The 20170-nt window shown below is 65.2% G+C and carries 21 protein-coding genes; 14 read left to right on the top strand and 7 right to left on the bottom strand.

Annotated elements, in window-relative coordinates:
* Positions 1-25: 25 nt before the first annotated feature.
* From DN388_RS14205 to pilG, 4 genes are read right to left on the bottom strand one after another with little or no spacing between them, the layout of a single operon-like run.
* A complete protein-coding gene (locus tag DN388_RS14205; protein ID WP_255000546.1) occupies positions 26-2074 on the bottom strand; it encodes a methyl-accepting chemotaxis protein in 2049 nt (682 codons plus the stop codon).
* A 15-nt stretch (positions 2075-2089) separates the two neighbouring features.
* Positions 2090-2644 carry a chemotaxis protein CheW gene (locus tag DN388_RS14200; RefSeq protein WP_078479846.1) on the bottom strand — a complete coding sequence of 185 codons (555 nt, stop codon included), beginning with the start codon at positions 2642-2644 and terminating at the stop codon, positions 2090-2092.
* The gene (pilH, locus tag DN388_RS14195) at positions 2641-3006 is read right to left on the bottom strand and encodes a twitching motility response regulator PilH (protein ID WP_043862140.1); all 366 of its coding nucleotides are present in this window, start codon (positions 3004-3006) and stop codon (positions 2641-2643) included. Before pilH ends, DN388_RS14200 begins: the two co-directional genes overlap by 4 nt.
* Positions 3007-3054: 48 nt before the next feature.
* Positions 3055-3465, bottom strand: a complete 411-nt coding sequence (pilG, locus tag DN388_RS14190; protein WP_043862141.1) for a twitching motility response regulator PilG — start codon at positions 3463-3465, stop codon at positions 3055-3057.
* A gap of 210 nt (positions 3466-3675) precedes the next feature.
* On the opposite strand from pilG, the gene gshB reads away from it, so the two are divergent.
* From gshB to DN388_RS14120, 14 genes are all read left to right on the top strand, one after another.
* Positions 3676-4629: a glutathione synthase gene (gshB, locus tag DN388_RS14185; RefSeq protein ID WP_043862142.1), complete on the top strand. Its 954-nt coding sequence runs from the start codon at positions 3676-3678 to the stop codon at positions 4627-4629.
* Positions 4630-4728: 99 nt separating this feature from the next.
* Positions 4729-5634, top strand: a complete 906-nt coding sequence (locus DN388_RS14180) for an energy transducer TonB (protein WP_043862143.1) — start codon at positions 4729-4731, stop codon at positions 5632-5634.
* Between the two features lie 781 nt (positions 5635-6415).
* On the top strand, positions 6416-6985 hold the full coding sequence (locus DN388_RS14175) for a YqgE/AlgH family protein (protein WP_043862144.1): 570 nt from the start codon (positions 6416-6418) through the stop codon (positions 6983-6985).
* Positions 6985-7419 (top strand): Holliday junction resolvase RuvX, encoded by a 435-nt coding sequence (ruvX, locus tag DN388_RS14170; RefSeq protein WP_043862145.1) that lies wholly within the window; start codon positions 6985-6987, stop codon positions 7417-7419. Before DN388_RS14175 ends, ruvX begins: the two co-directional genes overlap by 1 nt.
* A gap of 59 nt (positions 7420-7478) precedes the next feature.
* The gene (gene pyrR / locus DN388_RS14165) at positions 7479-7997 is read left to right on the top strand and encodes a bifunctional pyr operon transcriptional regulator/uracil phosphoribosyltransferase PyrR (protein WP_054915766.1); all 519 of its coding nucleotides are present in this window, start codon (positions 7479-7481) and stop codon (positions 7995-7997) included.
* Positions 7998-8009: 12 nt separating this feature from the next.
* Positions 8010-9014 (top strand): aspartate carbamoyltransferase catalytic subunit, encoded by a 1005-nt coding sequence (locus DN388_RS14160; protein WP_043862147.1) that lies wholly within the window; start codon positions 8010-8012, stop codon positions 9012-9014.
* The gene (locus tag DN388_RS14155) at positions 9011-10282 is read left to right on the top strand and encodes a dihydroorotase (RefSeq protein WP_255000536.1); all 1272 of its coding nucleotides are present in this window, start codon (positions 9011-9013) and stop codon (positions 10280-10282) included. Before DN388_RS14160 ends, DN388_RS14155 begins: the two co-directional genes overlap by 4 nt.
* A gap of 143 nt (positions 10283-10425) precedes the next feature.
* On the top strand, positions 10426-10956 hold the full coding sequence (hslV, locus tag DN388_RS14150) for an ATP-dependent protease subunit HslV (protein ID WP_028945572.1): 531 nt from the start codon (positions 10426-10428) through the stop codon (positions 10954-10956).
* A gap of 77 nt (positions 10957-11033) precedes the next feature.
* The gene (hslU, locus tag DN388_RS14145; protein ID WP_054915767.1) at positions 11034-12371 is read left to right on the top strand and encodes an ATP-dependent protease ATPase subunit HslU; all 1338 of its coding nucleotides are present in this window, start codon (positions 11034-11036) and stop codon (positions 12369-12371) included.
* 94 nt (positions 12372-12465) lie between these two features.
* Entirely contained in the window at positions 12466-12843 is a 378-nt protein-coding gene (locus DN388_RS14140; protein WP_043862150.1) for a gamma-butyrobetaine hydroxylase-like domain-containing protein, read from the top strand.
* Between the two features lie 350 nt (positions 12844-13193).
* Complete coding sequence (gene phaC / locus DN388_RS14135; protein WP_043862151.1) at positions 13194-14873, top strand: class II poly(R)-hydroxyalkanoic acid synthase; 1680 nt, start codon at positions 13194-13196, stop codon at positions 14871-14873.
* Between the two features lie 57 nt (positions 14874-14930).
* A complete protein-coding gene (gene phaZ, locus DN388_RS14130) occupies positions 14931-15782 on the top strand; it encodes a poly(3-hydroxyalkanoate) depolymerase (RefSeq protein ID WP_043862152.1) in 852 nt (283 codons plus the stop codon).
* Between the two features lie 118 nt (positions 15783-15900).
* On the top strand, positions 15901-17583 hold the full coding sequence (gene phaC, locus DN388_RS14125) for a class II poly(R)-hydroxyalkanoic acid synthase (RefSeq protein WP_078479839.1): 1683 nt from the start codon (positions 15901-15903) through the stop codon (positions 17581-17583).
* Between the two features lie 13 nt (positions 17584-17596).
* A complete protein-coding gene (locus DN388_RS14120) occupies positions 17597-18211 on the top strand; it encodes a TetR/AcrR family transcriptional regulator (protein WP_043862154.1) in 615 nt (204 codons plus the stop codon).
* Positions 18212-18358: 147 nt separating this feature from the next.
* On the opposite strand, the gene DN388_RS14115 is transcribed toward DN388_RS14120, so the two are convergent.
* The 3 genes from DN388_RS14115 to DN388_RS14105 all read right to left on the bottom strand — a co-directional run bounded on the left by DN388_RS14115 (position 18359) and on the right by DN388_RS14105 (position 20052).
* Positions 18359-19144 (bottom strand): phasin family protein, encoded by a 786-nt coding sequence (locus DN388_RS14115; RefSeq protein WP_210013900.1) that lies wholly within the window; start codon positions 19142-19144, stop codon positions 18359-18361.
* A 10-nt stretch (positions 19145-19154) separates the two neighbouring features.
* Positions 19155-19577, bottom strand: a complete 423-nt coding sequence (locus tag DN388_RS14110) for a phasin family protein (RefSeq protein ID WP_043862156.1) — start codon at positions 19575-19577, stop codon at positions 19155-19157.
* 199 nt (positions 19578-19776) lie between these two features.
* Positions 19777-20052 carry a polyhydroxyalkanoic acid system family protein gene (locus DN388_RS14105; protein WP_043862157.1) on the bottom strand — a complete coding sequence of 92 codons (276 nt, stop codon included), beginning with the start codon at positions 20050-20052 and terminating at the stop codon, positions 19777-19779.
* Positions 20053-20170: the final 118 nt, after the last annotated feature.

Below are 20170 nucleotides of genomic sequence, written 5' to 3'. Positions count from 1 at the left end.
GTAGCCATAAAGTCCCACGCGCCGGTCAGCGCGGCTCCGTGGTTGGCGGCAAGGTGAAGCCCGACACCGAACGGCGCATCTCGCTGGCCATGCGCGCCAGGTTGCCGATGCTCTCGGCGGTGGCGGTCGAGCCGGACGAGGTCTGCGAGGTGATCTGCTGGATCACCGCCATGGTGTGGGAGATCTGCCCGGCCGACGAGGTCTGCAACTGCGCGGCATCGGAAATGCTGTGGATCAGTTCGGCCAGGGTCTGCGACACCCCCTCGATTTCGGCCAGCGCCACCCCGGCATCCTGCGCCAGACGCGCCCCGCGCACCACTTCGGCGGTGGTCTGCTCCATGGAGATGACCGCCTCGTTGGTGTCGGCCTGGATCGCGCGCACCAGCGCCTCGATCTGACGCGTGGCCGAGGATGAGCGCTCGGCCAGGCGCTGCACCTCGTCGGCCACCACCGCAAAGCCGCGCCCGGCCTCGCCGGCCATCGACGCCTGGATCGCCGCGTTGAGGGCGAGGATGTTGGTCTGGTCGGCAATGTCGTCGATCAGGCTGACGATGTCGCCGATTTCCTGGGACGACTCGCCCAGGCGCTTGATGCGCTTGGCAGTGTCCTGGATCTGCTCGCGGATGTTGTCCATGCCGTTGATGGTGTTGTGCACCACCTCGTTGCCCTTGTTGGCAATGGCCACCGAGCGCTCGGCCACCTTGGCCGACTCGTAGGCGTGCCCCGACACCCGGTCGATGGACTCGGCCATGTCGCCCACCGCAATCGACGCATCGGTGATCTGCTGGGCCTGGTGCTCGGAGGCCTTGGCCAGCAGGTGTGCGGTGGTCTGGGTCTCCTGCACCGCGCTGGCGACTTCCTCGGCGCTGAGGTTGATGGTCGCCACCAGGTCGCGCAACTGGTCGATGGAATAGTTGATGGAGTCGGCGATGGCCCCGGTGAAGTCCTCGGTGACCGAAGCGGTGACGGTCAGGTTGCCGTCGGCCAGTTCCTGGATCTCGTTGAGCAGGCGCATGATCGCCTGCTGGTTGCGTTCGTTGGTTTCGGCGGTTTCGCTGAGCTGGCGATTGGTTTCGCGCACCATCACCAGCCCGATCAGGATGATCGAGGCCAGCGCCAGCAGGCCCAGCACGTAGCCGCCGACGGTATCCAGGGTGCGCCCGGAGGCCAGGTTCTCGAAGCCGTTGGCCAAGTGCGAGGCTTCGTCGAGCAATGTCTGCGACAGGCTGAAGATGCTGCCGGCCGCTTCGCGCACGCGAAACAGCTCGGGCGAGGTTTCAAGAATCTCGTCGACGGAGCCTGCGACAAACTGGAACAGCTCGGCGATCTCGGCCAGGCGCGCACGGGCATCCGGGTCCTGGACGCGGGTGACCTGGATCGACGGCGCGCCGCCGAGCATGCCGTCGAGCACCTGGCCGAAGCGGCTGGCATCGCGGCCGAAGGCATCGGCGGCCTGCACCGCGGTGTCGTCGCCGGCCAGCACGGTGTTGACCGAGCCCAGGATGCGCTCGGCCAGCAGCGACTGGCGCTGGGCCACCGCCACCTGGCTGGCGGGGGCGCCACTTTGCAGCAGGATCTCCACCACCTTTTCGTACTCGACCTGCAACTGCGGCACGGTCTCGGCCAGGGTCGCGGCCACCTGGTGCAGCGACAGCACGGTCTGCTCGCTGGCCAGGATCGCGTCGGTGCTCTTGCGCAGGCTCTCCCAGTCGCGTTGCACCGCATCCATCTCGCCGCGTACCGCCACCGGGGCCGACGGCAGGCCGGTGGCCGGGTCGCCTTTTTTCAGGTAACCCCAGCGCTGTTCGAAATCGTTGCGCGCATCGTTGAGCAGCTTGAACGCCACGGCCTTGCCGGCGGCGGCCTCGGTGGCGTTCTTGGCGATGCGCTGGGACAGCACGCGCAGCTCGCCGGCATGGCCGATGTACTGCTTGTCGTAGTTGGCCTGGGTATTGAGGTAGGCGAAGTTGGCGAACAGCAGAATGATCGACAGGATCAGCACGATGAACAGTGCGGCGATCTGCGCGCTGCTGCGCGAGCCTTGTACCGAGGGGCGGGTCTTGAACGTGGTCACAGGTCTGGCATCCCTTTACAACGCCACATCGAGAAAGCCTGGCGCCTGGGCCAGGGCGAAGGGGCTGAAAATGCCCCAGCAGTGCTCGCGCTGAAAGTGCCCCTGCACGAAGGGGGCGGCAGCCGGCAGCAGCGGCGCCGGCGGCGACAGCTCCAGGCCGTGCAGGGCAAAGTGCTGCAGGCCCACCACTTCGTCCACCAGCAGCCCGGCGAACAGCTCCTCGTGGTCCAGCACCAGCACCCGCCGCTGCTTGCGCACCACCGACAGGCCCAGGCCGAGAAAACCGCACAGGTCCATCACCGGCAACAGCCGCCCGCGCAGGTTGGCCACCCCCGCCACCCACGGCTTGACCCCGGGAATGCGGCTGAGCCGAGGTTCCTGCAGCACTTCGGCGACCTCGCCCATGGGCGCCACGAACCAGTGCTCGGCCATGCGAAAGCCGATGCCGCTCCAGGTCTGCAGGCGGGTTTCCTGCAATGGCAGGTCGGCCGCCAGCAGGCGACAGCGCCGGTCGATTTCGAGCAACAGCTCGAAGGCGGTCAGCGATTCGCCCATGCGCCGCGTGGTCAAGCCTTGAGAACTTTGTTCAGGACCTGGATCAGGGTGTCTTCGTCCACCGGCTTGGTCAGGTAGTCGCTGGCGCCCTGGCGCTGGCCCCAGACCTTGTCGGTTTCCTGGTCCTTGGTGGTGACGATGATCACCGGGATGCCCTTGGTGACGTCGTCCTTGCTCAACTGACGGGTCGCCTGGAAGCCGTTCATGCCGGGCATCACGATGTCCATCAGCACCGCGTCGGGCTTTTCCTGGCGGGCCAGGGCCACGCCATCGGCGCCGTTCTCGGCCTTGAGCACCTGGTGCCCGTGCTTTTCGAGCATTCCGGTCAGTTTGTACATTTCGGTCGGCGAATCGTCGACGATCAGAACTCGGGCCATGCTGTTCCCCAATAAAGGCATGACGCCGCGGCCAGGAGGGCGGCGGCGTCAGGGTGCGGGTTGTTCTTCTGCGGCGAAACCCGGCACATGGGCGCGGATCGCATCCAGCAGTTCTTCCTTGCTGAAAGGTTTGGTCAGAAATTGATCAGAGCCCACCTGGCGGCTGAGCGCCTTGTCGAACAGGCCGTCGCGCGACGACAGCATGATCACCGGGATGTCCTTGAACGCGCTGTTCTGCTTGATCAGCAGGCAGGTCTGGTAGCCATCGAGGCGCGGCATCAGCACATCGACGAAGATGATCCCCGGGGTGTGGTCGACGATCTTGCCCAGGGCGTCGAAACCGTCGACTGCGGTGACGACTTCGCAACCGGCTTCGCCCAGCAGCTTTTCGGCAGTGCTGCGAATCGTCTTGGAGTCATCGATCACCATCACCTTCAACGCCGTGTCGGGCTGTACCATAATTGCTCTACCATCGCCTGGAAGGGCCTTGCAGGCCACGTGCCAGGCCTTTTTAGCACACTCTGGGGGTGCATTCCATCGAGCCTCGCCGCGCCCAGCGCCGATGCCTGCCGGCTGACGTTTCCCCTTGACCGCCAGCCCGCCGGGCGCCACCCTGACGCACTTCAATTCGAGCCACTGCGGCAGCACGCCGCCGAGAGGAAATACCCCATGAGCGTTCGCCTCGGGATTGTCATGGACCCCATCGCGCAGATCTCCTACAAGAAGGACAGCTCGCTGGCCATGTTGCTGGCCGCCCAGGCCCGTGGCTGGTCGCTGTTCTACATGGAGCAGCACGACCTATACCAGAGCGAAGGCGTGGCCCGTGCCCGCATGCGCCCGCTCAAGGTGTTCGCCGACCCCGAGCACTGGTTCGAGCTGGAGGCCGAGACCGACGCCGCGCTGAGCGAGCTGGACGTGATCCTGATGCGCAAGGACCCGCCCTTCGACATGGAGTTCGTCTACAGCACCTACCTGCTGGAGCAGGCCGAGGCCGCCGGGGTGCTGGTGGTCAACCGTCCGCAGAGCCTGCGCGACTGCAACGAGAAGCTGTTCGCCACGCTGTTCCCGCAGTGCACGCCGCCAACCCTGGTGAGCCGGCGCCCGGACATCATCCGCGAATTCGCCGCCAAGCACGGCGACGTGATCCTCAAGCCGCTGGACGGCATGGGCGGCACCTCGATCTTCCGCCACCGCGTGGGCGACCCCAACCTGTCGGTGATCCTCGAGACCCTGACCGCCCTGGGCACCCAGCAGATCATGGCCCAGGCCTACCTGCCGGCGATCAAGGACGGCGACAAGCGCATCCTGATGATCGACGGCGAGCCGGTGCCGTACTGCCTGGCGCGCATCCCGGCCAGCGGCGAAACCCGCGGCAACCTGGCCGCCGGCGGTCGTGGCGAGGCCCGCGAGCTGACCGAGCGCGACCGTTGGATCGCCGCCCAGGTGGGCCCGACCCTGCGCGAGAAGGGCCTGTTGTTCGTCGGCCTGGACGTGATCGGCGAGCACCTGACCGAAATCAACGTGACCAGCCCCACCTGCATCCGCGAAATCGACAACGCCTACGGCACGCAGATCGGCGCGCAGTTGATGGACGCCATTGATCGCAAGCTCAAGGCACGCTGACCGCCGACAAGTGGCGGGCCCGCGTTGTGGGGTATCATGCCGGTCCATTCTCGACTGGCACCCCGCTGCGCCGGCCCTGCCCCGGCTGCTGGATAATCGATGACGCTTCCTGCCGACCTTCCTGCCGATTTTGCCCCGCCCCGTGTCCGCGCGGCGGACCGGCTGGGCTTTACCCTGTTCCTGGCGGCGCTGCTGCACCTGGCGCTGATCCTGGGCCTGGGGTTTACCTTCGCCAAGCCTGAAGAAATCCGCCGCACCATGGAAATCACCCTGGCCACCTTCAAGAGCGAGGCACCGCCGAAGAAGGCCGATTACCTGGCGCAGGACAACCAGCAGGGCAGCGGCACGCTGGACAAGAAGGCAGTGCCCAAGACCACCGAGATCGCCCCGTTCCAGGACAGCAAGATCAACAAGGTGACGCCGCCCCCGGCCGCGAAGCCCGAAGTGGCGCCCCAGCCGGCCCCGCCCAAGGCGGTGGTGGCCACCACCAGGCCCAAGCCGCAGAAGGTCGAGACCCGCCCCAAGGAGCAGCAGCCCAAGGTGCAACCCAAGGCGGCCACACCGACGTTCGACAGCGCCGACCTGTCCAGCCAGATCGCCAGCCTCGAGGCGGAGCTGGCCAACGAACAGCAGCTGTATGCCAAGCGCCCGCGCATCCACCGCCTGAGCGCGGCTTCGACCATGCGCGACAAGGGCGCCTGGTACAAGGATGAATGGCGCAAGAAGGTCGAGCGCATCGGCAACCTCAACTACCCGGACGAGGCCCGCCGCCAGCAGATCTACGGCAGTTTGCGCCTGTTGGTGTCGATCAACCATGACGGTTCGCTGTACGAGGTGCTGGTGCTCGAATCTTCCGGGCAGCCGCTGCTGGACCAGGCGGCGCAGCGCATCGTGAGGCTGGCGGCGCCGTTTGCGCCGTTTACCGGGGACCTGTCGGATATCGATCGGCTGGAAATTGTTCGAACGTGGCGCTTCGCCCGTGGGGATCGGTTGTCGAGCAACTGATCGCCGAAGGTGTACTCGCCTGACATCGTCAAGCGGCTCAAGTAACACCTGTAAGTACGAGTGTTCGTAATCAAAACTACCGAAGCTGGCCAACAAAAAATGTTGTCGCGAAATTGAAGCAGGACCAGCACTTACAATAACTGCGAGGCATGCCTCAACTGCTAGACAGTGAGAAGAGTTTCAACTCGCCATGTCAGATCATTAACCTTCGAGTGGGTTGTTGACGGCAGTAGACCAGTTCAGGTTGTTGCCTACTGTGCCATCGTCTTCAAGATGCCTAACCGTAAATTGGTAGCCATGGTGAGGGTTTGGGCCAGGTGGCTTGAAGGTAATTGTGAAACACCCATTCTCGTACGTCTTACCTTCGCCGCAGTATTCTCCGGTCCCACTGACACAGACCAGATAAGCGCGTTCGGGGTCACCGCGTCCTGTAAGCGTTACCTCACTAGTAAAGAAATTTCCGATTGCTTCGTTGATAGACATCCGAGTGATCATTGCACTTCTCCTTTAGATAAGCCAAATGCTCGGTTTACGGTGAGACTATGAGTTGATCCAAACCACCTGTCACCTGACACAGTTACCAGTTGTAGGTCGCCGCGAAAAAAATGTACCCGCTTCAAAAAGCAGCGCAGTGCCGCGACATCAGCAACCGCAGGGTCACCTAACTAGCGCCTCACACAGCAGCCCGTGCCGATTAGCACCGCCAAGAAACAGGCATAATCGGCCCGCAGGCTCGACACGCACCTTGTCAGCGTGGCCGCTCGCCGCCACACTAACCCCCATGAAAAACCTCAGCCCGAGTTACCTCAAGCATCAGTTCCTGATTGCCATGCCGCACATGGCCGACCCGAACTTTGCCCACACCCTGACCTACATCGTCGAGCACAATGCCAACGGTGCCATGGGGCTGGTGGTCAATCGCCCGCAGGAGCTGAACCTGGCCGATATCCTCGAGCAGCTGCGCCCGGACACCGAGCCGCCGGCACGCTGCATCCACGTGCCTATCCATATCGGCGGCCCGGTACAGACCGACCGCGGTTTTGTGCTGCACACCAACGACAAGACCTTCCAGGCCACCGTCCAGCTCGACGGGCTGGCCCTGTCGACCTCGCAGGACGTGCTGTTCGCCATCGCCGACGGCGTGGGCCCGGCGCAGAGCCTGATCACCCTGGGCTACGCCGGCTGGGAAGCCGGGCAGCTGGAAGCGGAACTGGCCGACAACGCCTGGCTCAACTGCCCGTTCGACCCCGAGATCATCTTCGGCATGGCCTGCGAGCAACGCCTCGAAGCCGCCGCAGCCAGCCTGGGCATCAACCTCAGCCTGCTCACCAGCCAGGCGGGGCACGCCTGATGGCGGCGCTCAAACTGCTGCTGGGCTTCGACTACGGCACCAAGCAGATCGGCGTCGCCGTCGGCCAGGTGATCACCGGCCAGGCCCGCGAGCTGTGCACCCTGAAGGCGCAGAACGGCGCACCCGACTGGGCCCAGGTGGAAAAACTGTTCAAGGAATGGCAACCCGACGCGGTAGTCGTCGGCCTGCCGCTGAACATGGACGGCACGCCCAGCGAAATGAGCGCGCGCGCCGAGAAATTCGCCCGACGCCTGAACGGCCGCTTCAACGTGCCGGCCTACACCCACGACGAGCGCCTGACCACCTTCGAGGCCAAGGGCGAACGCATGGCCCGTGGCGGCCAGCGTGGCAGCTACCGCGACAACCCGGTGGACGCGATTGCCGCCGCCCTGCTGCTGCAAGGCTGGCTCGACGCCCACGCCGAACAGGCCTGAACCCGACCATCGGTTACACGCCGGGCCAGCTCTCTGCCCCGGCCTCTTGAGGAGCAAGCATGAGCCTACCCAACCCCGCCGAACTGATCCGGCAGATGGCCGTTGACCTTCGCGCCCACCTGCAACGCCGCGCCATCGCCGAACCGCGCTTCATCGGCATCCGCACCGGCGGCGTATGGGTGGCCCAGGCGCTGCTGGCCGAGCTGGGCAGCGATTCGCCGCTGGGCACCCTCGACGTGTCGTTCTACCGCGACGACTTCAGCCAGAACGGCCTGCACCCGCAGGTGCGCCCGTCCGAGCTGCCGTTCGAGATCGAAGGCCAGCACCTGGTACTGGTGGACGACGTGCTGATGAGCGGGCGCACCATCCGCGCCGCCCTCAACGAACTGTTCGACTATGGCCGCCCGGCCAGCGTGACCCTGGTGTGTCTGCTGGACCTGGATGCCGGCGAACTGCCGATCCGGCCAAACGTGGTGGGCGCCACCCTGTCGCTGCAAGCCCATGAACGGGTAAAATTGTCCGGCCCCGCGCCGCTCGAACTCGAGCGCCAGGACCTCGCTTCCGCTTCCGCCCTTTAAGAGTCCCCCGCGATGACGCCAATCGACGCCAAGCGCCCGCTGCAGCTCAATGACCAGGGCCAGCTGCGCCACTTCCTCTCGCTCGACGGTTTGCCCCGCGAACTGCTGACCGAAATTCTCGACACGGCCGACTCGTTTCTCGAAGTCGGCGCGCGTGCGGTCAAGAAAGTCCCGCTGCTGCGCGGCAAGACCGTGTGCAACGTGTTCTTCGAGAACTCCACGCGTACCCGCACCACCTTCGAACTGGCCGCCCAGCGGCTGTCGGCCGACGTGATCACGCTGAACGTGTCGACCTCCTCCACCAGCAAGGGCGAGACCCTGTTCGACACCCTGCGCAACCTTGAAGCCATGGCCGCCGACATGTTCGTGGTGCGCCACGCCGACTCGGGCGCCGCGCACTTCATCGCCGAGCACGTGTGCCCGGAGGTGGCGATCATCAACGGTGGCGACGGGCGCCACGCGCACCCCACCCAGGGCATGCTCGACATGCTGACCATTCGTCGCCACAAGGGCGGCTTCGAGAACCTCTCGGTGGCCATCGTCGGCGACATCCTGCACTCGCGGGTGGCGCGCTCGAACATGCTCGCGCTGAAAACCCTGGGTTGCCCGGACATCCGCGTGATCGGCCCCAAGACCCTGCTGCCGATCGGCATCGAGCAGTACGGCGTGAAGGTCTACACCGACCTGGAGCAAGGCCTGAAGGACGTCGACGTGGTGATCATGCTGCGCCTGCAGCGTGAGCGCATGACCGGCGGCCTGCTGCCCAGCGAGGGCGAGTTCTACCGCCTGTTCGGCCTGACCACCGCACGCCTGGCCGGGGCCAAGCCCGATGCCATCGTGATGCACCCCGGCCCGATCAACCGTGGCGTGGAAATCGAGTCGGCCGTGGCCGACGGCGCCCACTCGGTGATCCTCAACCAGGTCACCTACGGCATCGCCGTGCGCATGGCGGTGTTGTCCATGGCCATGAGCGGGCAGACCGCGCAACGTCAATTCGAGCAGGAGAACGCCCAGTGAGCCTGAGTATCCTCGGCGCCCGTGTCATCGACCCAACCAGCGGCCTGGACCAGGTCGGCGACCTGCACATCGACGCCGGCAAGATCGTCGCCATCGGCGCTGCCCCGGCCGGCTTCAAGCCCGCCCGTACCCTGGACGCCACCGGCCTGGTGGCCGCGCCCGGCCTGGTCGACCTGAGCGTTGCCCTGCGCGAACCCGGCTACAGCCGCAAGGGCAGCATCGCCAGCGAAACCCGCGCCGCCGCCGCCGGTGGCGTGACCAGCCTGTGCTGCCCGCCGCAGACCCGGCCGGTGCTCGACACCTCGGCAGTCACCGAGCTGATCCTGGACCGCGCCCGTGAAGCCGGGCACAGCAAGGTGTACCCGATCGGCGCCTTGAGCAAGGGCCTGGAAGGCGAGCAACTGGCCGAGCTGATCGCCCTGCGCGATGCCGGCTGCGTGGCCTTCGGCAACGGCCTGAACAGCTTCACCAACACCCGCACCCTGGCCCGCGCGCTGGACTACGCGGCCACCTTCGACCTGACGGTGATCTTCCATTCCCAGGACCGCGACCTGGCCCAGGGCGGCCTCGCCCACGAGGGCGCGATGGCCAGTTTCCTCGGCCTGCCGGGCATTCCGGAAACCGCCGAGACCGTGGCCCTGGCCCGCGACCTGCTGCTGGTGGAACAGACCGGCGTGCGTGCGCACTTCAGCCAGCTGACCAGCGCCCGGGGCGCCAAGCTGATCGAACAGGCCCAGGCCCGCGGCCTGCCGGTGACGGCGGATGTGGCGCTATACCAGTTGATCCTCACCGACGAGGCGCTGCGCGACTTCTCCAGCCTGTACCACGTGCAACCGCCGCTGCGCACCCGCGCCGACCGCGACGGCCTGCGTGATGCGGTCAAGCGGGGCGTGATCCAGGCGATTTCCAGCCATCATCAGCCGCATGAGCGCGACGCCAAGCTGGCGCCGTTCGGTGCCACCGAACCAGGCATCAGCAGCGTCGAGTTGCTGCTGCCGCTGGCGATGACACTGGTCGAGGACGGCCTGCTCGACCTGGCGACCTTGTTGCTGCGTTTGTCTGCAGGCCCTGCGGCGGCCCTGCGCCTGCCGGCCGGGCAGTTGCAGGTGGGTGCGGCGGCAGACCTGGTGCTGTTCGACCCGCAGGCCTCGACCGTGGCTGGCGAACAATGGCGCTCCAAGGGTGAAAACTGCCCGTTCATCGGGCACTGCCTGCCGAGTGCGGTGCGTTACACCCTGGTTGACGGGCACATCAGCCACGAAGCCTGAGTCAAACCCTTCGCCGGCAAGGCCGGCTCCTACCGGTAGGAGCCGGCTTGCCGGCGAAGGGGCCGCAAAGGTTGAAATCTTTCCCCCCACCCCCATATGAGTCTGCATCAGGCATTTTCGCCTCGCTGCGTGGAGACTCTCCCTTGACCACCATCGTTTCAGTTCGTCGCCACGGCAAAGTCGTCATGGGCGGCGACGGCCAGGTTTCCCTCGGCAATACCGTGATGAAAGGCAACGCCAAGAAGGTTCGTCGCCTGTACCACGGCCAGGTCATCGCCGGCTTCGCCGGTGCCACCGCCGACGCCTTCACCCTGTTCGAGCGCTTCGAAGGCCAGCTCGAAAAACACCAGGGCCACCTCATTCGCGCCGCCGTCGAGCTGGCCAAGGAATGGCGTACCGACCGCTCGCTGAGCCGTCTGGAAGCCATGCTGGCCGTGGCCAACAAGGACGCCTCCTTGATCATCACCGGCAACGGTGACGTCGTCGAACCCGAAGACGGCCTGATCGCCATGGGTTCCGGCGGCGCCTACGCCCAGGCCGCCGCACGCGCCCTGCTGCAGAAAACCGACCTGTCGGCTCGCGAAATCGCCGAGACCGCACTGAACATCGCCGGCGACATCTGCGTGTTCACCAACCACAACCTGACCATCGAGGAGCAGGACCTGGCCGAGTAATTCAGCTGTTCTGGCGCCCGACCCCGACGGTCGGGCTTTTCCACGCTGAACACTTGCCCACAGGACCATCGACCATTATGTCCATGACCCCCCGCGAAATCGTCCACGAACTCAACCGCCACATCATCGGCCAGGACGATGCCAAGCGCGCCGTCGCCATCGCCCTGCGCAACCGCTGGCGCCGCATGCAGCTGCCCGAAGAGCTGCGCGTGGAAGTCACCCCCAAGAACATCCTGATGATCGGCCCCACCGGCGTGGGCAAGACCGAAATCGCCCGTCGCCTGGCCAAGCTGGCCAACGCGCCGTTCATCAAGGTCGAAGCCACCAAGTTCACCGAAGTGGGCTATGTGGGCCGTGACGTCGAGTCGATCATCCGCGACCTGGCCGACGCCGCGATCAAGCTGCTGCGCGAGCAGGAAATCGTGCGCGTGCGCCACCGTGCCGAAGACGCCGCCGAAGAGCGCATCCTCGATGCGCTGCTGCCTCCGGCCCGCACCGGCTTCAACGAGGACCCGGTCAACAGCAGCGATTCCAACACCCGCCAGCTGTTCCGCAAGCGCCTGCGTGAAGGCCAGCTGGACGACAAGGAAATCGAGATCGAGGTGGCCGAAGCGGTCGGCGTCGACATTTCCGCGCCGCCGGGCATGGAAGAAATGACCAACCAGCTGCAGAACCTGTTCGCCAACATGGGCAAGGGCAAGAAGAAGAGCCGCAAGCTCAAGGTCAAGGAAGCGCTCAAGCTGGTGCGCGACGAGGAAGCCGGGCGCCTGGTCAACGAGGAAGAACTCAAGGCCAAGGCCCTCGAGGCGGTCGAGCAGCACGGTATCGTGTTCATCGACGAGATCGACAAGGTGGCCAAGCGCGGCAACGTCGGTGGCGCCGATGTGTCCCGTGAAGGCGTGCAGCGCGACCTGCTGCCGCTGATCGAAGGTTGCACGGTCAATACCAAGCTGGGCATGGTCAAGACCGACCACATCCTGTTCATCGCCTCCGGTGCGTTCCACCTGAGCAAGCCGAGCGACCTGGTGCCCGAGCTGCAGGGTCGTCTGCCGATCCGTGTCGAACTCAAGGCCCTGAGCCCGGAAGACTTCGAGCGCATCCTCAGCGAACCGCATGCCTCGCTCACCGAGCAGTACCGCGAGCTGCTCAAGACCGAGGGGCTGAACATCGAGTTCGCTGCCGACGGCATCAAGCGCCTGGCCGAGATTGCCTGGCAGGTCAACGAGAAGACCGAGAACATCGGTGCCCGTCGCCTGCACACCCTGCTCGAGCGCCTGCTCGAAGAGGTGTCGTTCAGCGCCGGCGACCTGGCCAGCGCCCACAGCGAAGCGCCGATCCGCATCGACGCCGAGTACGTCAACAGCCACCTGGGCGAATTGGCACAGAACGAAGATCTGTCGCGCTACATTCTGTAGCTCAGCGGCAAGCGGCGAGCTGCAGGCCGGAGGTGCTGGACGCCTTCTCCTGCAGCTTGTAGCTTGCAGCTTGAAGCCCAAGAGCCTTATAGCCATGCCCCGTCTGCCTACCGCCATCAATCTGCACAAAGCCTCCAAGACCCTGAGCCTGACCTACGGGCCCGACGAGGTGTATCACCTGCCCGCCGAATTTCTGCGCGTGCACTCTCCTTCCGCCGAGGTCCAGGGCCACGGCAATCCGATCTTACAATTTGGCAAGCTCGGCGTCGGCCTGAGCCAGCTCGAGCCCGCCGGGCAGTACGCGCTCAAGCTCACCTTCGACGACGGCCACGACAGCGGCCTGTTCACCTGGGAATACCTCGAACAGCTGTGCCTGCGCCAGGACCAGCTGTGGGCCGAGTACCTCGACGAGCTGGCCAAGGCCGGTAAATCCCGCGACCCTTCCGAGTCGATCGTCAAGCTGATGCTCTAGCCCGGCACTCCGGCGTTTTAGAGCGCATTTTCTAATTCTATTTGCTTGAATGCCCGTGCGCCGGCCAGCGATTGGCCGGCTTGCGCATTCCATGAAAGTCGGGTAACCAATGGATATGGCAAGTACCCTGCATGGGCGGGTTGATGCAGGGTCTGGCCGGTATGCCGAGGTCGCGAGCGAAAGCAGGTTGTCTTCACACGCATAAACCCGCAGGGCTCATCACCGTCGCGCATCCGGTCGCAGGACCGCAGTTCGTTATCACTGGTCACCCGAGCAGTAGTACCGGGCATTCGTCTGTGCAACGCCCACAGCCCAGCCGGTACTCGTCTCAGGACAACGGAGCGTCGTAGATGAGTAACAAGAACAACGATGACCTGCAGCGCCAAGCCTCTGAAAACACCCTGGGCCTGAGCCCCATCATTGGCCTGCGCCGAAAGGATTTGCTGTCTTCAGCCCGGATGGTGCTGCGTCAGGCCATCAAGCAACCGCTGCACAGTGCCAAGCACGTCGCGCATTTCGGCCTGCAGCTCAAGGACGTGATCTTCGGCAAGTCCGGCCTGCAGCCGGAGGGCGACGACCGCCGCTTCAGCGACCCGGCCTGGAGCCAGAACCCGCTGTACCGCCGCTACCTGCAGACCTACCTGGCCTGGCGCAAGGAACTGCACGACTGGATCGGCAACAGCAACCTGTCGGAGCAGGACATCAGCCGCGCGCACTTCGTCATCAACCTGATGACCGAGGCCATGGCCCCCACCAACAGCGCGGCCAACCCGGCAGCGGTCAAGCGTTTCTTCGAAACCGGTGGCAAGAGCCTGCTCGACGGCCTGTCGCACCTGGCCAAGGACATGGTGCACAACGGCGGCATGCCCAGCCAGGTCAACATGGACGCCTTCGAGGTGGGCAAGAACCTGGCCACCACCGAGGGCGCCGTGGTATTTCGCAACGACGTGCTGGAGCTGATCCAGTACCGCCCGATCACCGAGCAGGTGCACGAAAAGCCGCTGCTGGTGGTACCGCCGCAGATCAACAAGTTCTACGTCTTCGACCTCAGCCCGGAAAAGAGCCTGGCGCGCTTCTGCCTGCGCTCCACGGTGCAGACCTTCATCGTGAGCTGGCGCAACCCCAACAAGTCCCAGCGCGAGTGGGGCCTGTCGACCTACATCGATGCGCTCAAGGAGGCCGTCGACGTGGTGCTGGCTATCACCGGCAGCAAGGACCTGAACATGCTCGGTGCCTGCTCCGGCGGCATCACCTGCACCGCGCTGGTGGGCCACTACGCGGCACTGGGCGAGAAGAAGGTCAATGCCCTGACCCTGCTGGTGAGCGTGCTCGACACCACCCTCGACACCCAGGTGGCGCTGTTCGTCGACGAGCAGACCCTGGAATCGGCCAAGCGCCATTCCTACCAGGCCGGTGTGCTAGAAGGCCGCGACATGGCCAAGGTGTTCGCCTGGATGCGCCCCAACGACCTGATCTGGAACTACTGGGTCAACAACTACCTGCTCGGCAACGAGCCGCCGGTGTTCGACATCCTGTTCTGGAACAACGACACCACGCGCCTGCCCGCCGCCTTCCACGGCGACCTGATCGAAATGTTCAAAAACAACCCGCTGGTGCGTCCCGGTGCACTGGAAGTGTGCGGCACGCCGATCGACCTGAGCCAGGTCACCACCGACATCTTCAGCGTGGCCGGCACCAACGATCACATCACCCCATGGAAGTCCTGCTACAAGTCGGCGCAGCTGTTCGGCGGCAAGGTCGAGTTCCTGCTGTCCAACAGCGGGCATATCCAGAGCATCCTCAACCCGCCGGGCAACCCCAAGTCGCGCTACATGACCAGCAGCGAGATGCCGGCCCAGGCCGACGACTGGCAGGAGAACTCCACCAAGCACACCGATTCCTGGTGGCTGTACTGGCAGGCGTGGCTGGCCGAGCGCTCCGGCGCACTCAAGCCGGCACCCGCCAAGCTGGGCAACAAGGCCTACCCGAGCGCCGAAGCGTCGCCCGGCACCTACGTCCACGAACGCTGAAAACACCCGGCGCCGCCGCAGGCAAGGCGGCGCTGCTACTCACGACAGGGCTCGCGCATGCCGCAACCGTACCTCTTCAGAACCGTCGAGCTCGATGGCCAGTCCATCCGCACGGCCGTTCGCCCCGGCAAGCCGCACCTCACGCCGCTGCTGATCTTCAACGGTATCGGCGCCAACCTGGAGCTGGTGTTCCCGTTCATCGATGCGCTGGACCCGGACCTTGAAGTGATCGCCTTCGACGTGCCCGGCGTGGGCGGTTCGTCGACACCACGCCGGCCCTACCGCTTCCCCGGGCTGGCCAAGCTGACGGCGCGCATGCTCGACTACCTCGACTACGGGCAGGTCAATGCCATCGGCGTATCGTGGGGCGGAGCGCTGGCCCAGCAGTTCGCCCACGATTACCCCGAGCGCTGCAAGAAGCTGGTGCTGGCGGCCACCGCCGCCGGTGCGGTGATGGTGCCGGGCAAGCCGCGGGTGCTGTGGCTGATGGCCAGTCCCAGGCGCTACATACAGCCGTCCCATGTGATCCGCATCGCCCCGGAAATCTACGGCGGGGCCTTTCGCCGCGACCCGAACCTGGCCGCGTCGCATGCGGCCAAGGTGCGTTCCTCGGGCAAGCTGGGCTATTACTGGCAGCTGTTCGCCGGCATGGGCTGGACCAGCATCCACTGGCTGCACAAGATCCAGCAGCCGACCCTGGTGCTGGCCGGCGACGACGACCCGCTGATCCCGCTGATCAATATGCGCCTGCTGGCCTGGCGAATTCCCAATGCCCAGCTACACATAATCGACGACGGTCACTTGTTCCTGATCACCCGGGCCGAAGCCGTTGCCCCGATCATCATGAAATTCCTGCAGCAGGAGCGCCAACGCGCCGTCATGCATCCACGGCCCGCCCCGAGCGCTTGAGCACCTCTATCGCTTGCACCCCCGGCAGGAGCGCCGGGGCATGTCAGCGCCAGTTCGGGTTGGTGTCGCTCTTGCATTGAAACATTGGTTGATGGCCTGACGACGGAGTGTTGCCTGGATGAAAGACAAGCCCGCGAAGCCCGGGGTACCGACCCCCGCTGCCTATCTCAACGTGCGCAGCGCCATCAGTGGCCTGCGCGGTCGCGACCTGCTGTCGACGGTGCACCAGCTGGGGCGCCACGGCCTGCGTCACCCGCTGCACACGGCGCGCCACCTGCTGGCGCTGGGTGGCCAGCTGGGGCGCGTGATGCTGGGCGATACCCCCTACCAGCCCTCGCCACGCGACACCCGCTTCAACGACCCGGCCTGGCAGCTCAACCCGCTGTACCGACGCGGCCTGCAGGCCTACCTGGCCTGGCAGCAGCAGACCTGCCAGTGGATCGACGAGAGCCAGCTGGACGACGATGACCGCGCCCGCGCGCACTTCGTGTTCTCGCTGCTCAACGATGCAATGTCGCCCAGCAACACCCTGCTCAACCCGGCGGCGGTCAAGGAGCTGCTGAACTCCGGCGGGCTGAGCCTGGTGCGCGGCTTGAACCACCTGCTCGACGACCTGCGCCACAACGACGGCCTGCCACGCCAGGTCAACCCGGACGCCTTCGAGGTGGGCAGGAACCTGGCCAGCACCGCCGGCGCGGTGGTGTTTCGCAACGAGCTGCTGGAGCTGATCCAGTACCGCCCGATGAGCGAAAAACAGTACGCCCGGCCCCTGCTGGTGGTGCCGCCGCAGATCAACAAGTTCTACATCTTCGACCTCAGCCCGACCAACAGCTTTGTGCAGTACGCCCTCAAGAACGGCCTGCAGACCTTCATGATCAGCTGGCGCAACCCCGACGCCCGGCATCGCGAATGGGGCCTGTCGAGCTACGTGGCGGCGGTCGAGGAAGCCATGAACGTGTGCCGCTCGATCACCGGCAGCCGCGACGTCAACCTGCTTGGCGCCTGTGCCGGCGGGTTGACCATCGCGGCCCTGCAGGGTCACCTGCAGGCCAAGCGCCAGATGCGCCGGGTGCACAGCGCCACCTACCTGGTCAGCCTGCTCGACAGCCAGTTCGACAGCCCCGCCAGCCTGTTCGCCGACGAGCAGACCCTGGAGGCGGCCAAGCGCCGCTCCTACCAGCAGGGCGTGCTGGAGGGCCGCGAGATGGCACGGGTGTTCGCCTGGATGCGCCCCAACGACCTGATCTGGAACTACTTCGTCAACAACTACCTGCTGGGCAAGGCGCCCCCGGCATTCGACATCCTGTACTGGAACAACGACAACAGCCGCCTGCCGGCCGCGCTGCACGGCGATCTGCTGGACTTCTTCAAATTCAACCCGCTGACGCACGCCGACGGCCTCGAGGTATGCGGCACGCCGATCGACCTGCACAAGGTCACGGTGGACAGCTTCCACGTGGCCGGCAGCAACGACCACATCACCCCGTGGGACGCGGTGTACCGCTCGGCCCTGCTGCTGGGCGGCGAGCGGCGCTTCGTGCTGGCCAACAGCGGGCATGTGCAGAGCATCCTCAACCCGCCGGGCCACCCCAAGGCGCATTTTGTCGAGAACCCCAGGCTGAGCAGCGACCCGCGGGCCTGGTACCACGATGCGCAGAAGGTCGAGGGCAGCTGGTGGCCGCAGTGGCTAGACTGGATACAGGCGCGCTCCGGTGCGCAGCGCGAAACCCGCCTGTCGCTGGGCAGCGCCAATTACCCTCCCATGGACCCCGCACCCGGCACCTACGTGCTGGTGCGCTGAGCAAGAAGAACGGATGAAGACCCGCGACCGTATCCTGGAGTGCGCCCTGCACCTGTTCAATCGTCAGGGCGAGCCGAATGTCTCGACGCTGGAAATCGCCAACGAGATGGGCATCAGCCCGGGCAACCTGTACTACCACTTCCACGGCAAGGAGCCGCTGGTGCTGGGCCTGTTCGAGCGTTTCGAGGAGGAGCTGACGCCCCTGCTCGACCCGCCCCTGGAGGTGCGCCTGGATGCCGAGGACTACTGGCTGTTCCTGCACCTGATCGTGGAGCGCATGGCGCAGTACCGCTTTCTGTTCCAGGACCTGTCCAACCTTACCGGGCGCCTGCCCAAGCTGGCGCGGGGCATGCGCACCCTGCTCAATGCGCTCAAGCGCACGCTGGCGGCATTGCTGGCGAGCCTCAAGGCGCATGGGCAGGTGACCAGCGATACCCGCGCACTGGGGCAACTGGTGGAGCAGATCAGCATGACCTTGCTGTTCTCGCTGGACTACCAGCGGATTCTGGCGCGCGAGGGCGAGGTCGGGATCGTGGTGTACCAGGTGATGATGCTGGTGGCGCCGCACCTGGAGGTGGAGTCACGCCTGGCGGCGGAGCAACTGGCCCTGAGGTACCTGGAGGGCTGAGGGTCCCATCGCGGAACAAGCCCGCGCCTGCAAGGAAGGCAGTGATCCCTGTGGGAGCGGGCTTGACCCGCGATGAGGCCAGCACAGGCACCCCACATAAAAACGCCCGGCACACAGGCCGGGCGTTTTCTGTACAGCTACCTCGAGTCAGGCCTGGCTGGCCGGGCTCGAAGGTGCTGGTGCTGCCGACGCGGCTGGCGCCGCAGTGGCCGCCGGGCTTGGCGCCGGTGCCGCACTGGCACTTGGCGCTGCCGGTTTGGCCGCTGCGGGCTTGGCTGCAGCAGGCTTGGCCGGGGCTTTCTTCACCGCTGGCTTTTTCGCTGCTGCCGGCTTGGCGGCAGGTTTTGCGGCAGGTTTGGCCGCCGCTTTCGCTGCAGGCTTGGCGGCTGCGGTTTTCGCCGCGGCCGGCTTGGCTGCTGGCTTGGCCGCTGCTGGTTTGGCCGCCGCAGTTTTGGCCACAGGCTTGGCCGCCGCTTTCGGTGCTGCCTTGGCCAGTGGCTTGGCCGGCGCCTTGGCCGAGACCGACTTGACCGAGGCACCGGTCAGTTTCTCGATCTGCTTGGTCAGGGTGTCGACCTGCTGGTGCAGTGCCTTGACCTCATTGCGGCTGGGCACGCCCAGACGCGAGATGGCACTGTTCAGGCGCTTGTCGAAAGCCTCTTCGAGTTCGCTCCACTTGCCCAGTGCGCGGTCTTTCACGTCGCCTACGCGCGAGGTCGCAGACTTGGCACTGGCCTTGGCCGAGTTGACGCTGCCCTTGGCCTGCTTTTCAGCTTTCTCACCGTCCTTGACCAGGGTTTCGAAAAGCTTGCTGCCGTCCTGATCGATCTTGGAGTAGATACCCAAACCAGCCAGCCAGATCTTGCGGGAATACTTTTCGATCCCCCCGACCCAGGAGCTGCTCTCTTTCTCAGTTGTCTTTTTGCCAGCCATCCCGCTCTCCTTATTGTTTGCGTGCGACACGATCGAGCAACAGCGTCAGCTCTTCGAGCTTGGCAGAAAGTGCCTCCACGTCATGTTTAGACGGAATGCCGATGCGATTCAAGGCGCTGGCGACCCGTGTGTCGAAAGCCTTTTCGATTTTATCCAGCTGAACTTCGACCTTGCCCTTCACGCTGCCCAGTTCCTGCCTGGCGGACTGGATCTCGCTGTTGGCGGCATCGAGTTCGTGGTCGAGGCGTTTCTTGCCTTTTTTCTCCACGGTTTCGCCGGCCTTGACCAGCTCCTTCAGGTACTCGGCACCCTCCTGCCCGACCCGGGTGTAGGCCCCCAGGCCTGCCAGCCAGATCTTGCGCGCGTAGCCGCGCACCTCGCCCAGGGCCTTGCCCGGGGCGTCGTCGATTTTCTTCAGGGTCACTTTGGCCATGCTCTGCACCTCACGCTTGAACGGAAATGGAGTTACGCCCGTGAAAGTTGGGCTTGGGCACAAAGGTAGGGGGAAAAATTAGAATCCTCACCCTAAGGGCAGGATTTGCTGTGCAGCGAAGGCCCCTGTCGCGGATCAAGCCCGCGCCCACAGGGCCTGCAGTGAACCTGCGGAAGCCGCTTGACCCGCGACAGCGGTTTCAGGCCAGGGCCTTGTCCAGGGCCCGCTCGATCTCGGCCTTGATCGTGCCGCCCATCATCGACAGCATCATCCCCAGCTTCAACTCCACCCGGATGCTGTCGTCGCCGATATCGATGCTGCCATTGGCACCGCTGCGCCTGACCTCGACCCGGTCACCGTTCCACTGTGCCTTGAGGTCGTACTCGCGGGTCAGCTTGTCCACCAGGGCTTCGGCCTTTTCCCGGGCCGCTGCGCGCCCCAGGCTGTGTTTGCGTTCGACGCTGATCTGGGTCATTCAATCAATCCTGGCTAGAAGGGCATACTCCCATTATGCCCCTGCCTCCGCCTGCGACACACCCCGCCAAGACAAATGCAGCCGCACGCCCTAGAATGGCCAGTAATTTTTTCCGGTG

The sequence above is a fragment of the Pseudomonas sp. S12(2018) genome (assembly GCF_024355235.1).
Lineage (GTDB): Bacteria > Pseudomonadota > Gammaproteobacteria > Pseudomonadales > Pseudomonadaceae > Aquipseudomonas > Aquipseudomonas palmensis.
The sequence above is the reverse complement of the archived record's forward strand: the minus strand, read 5'-3'. Positions and strand labels throughout refer to the sequence as shown.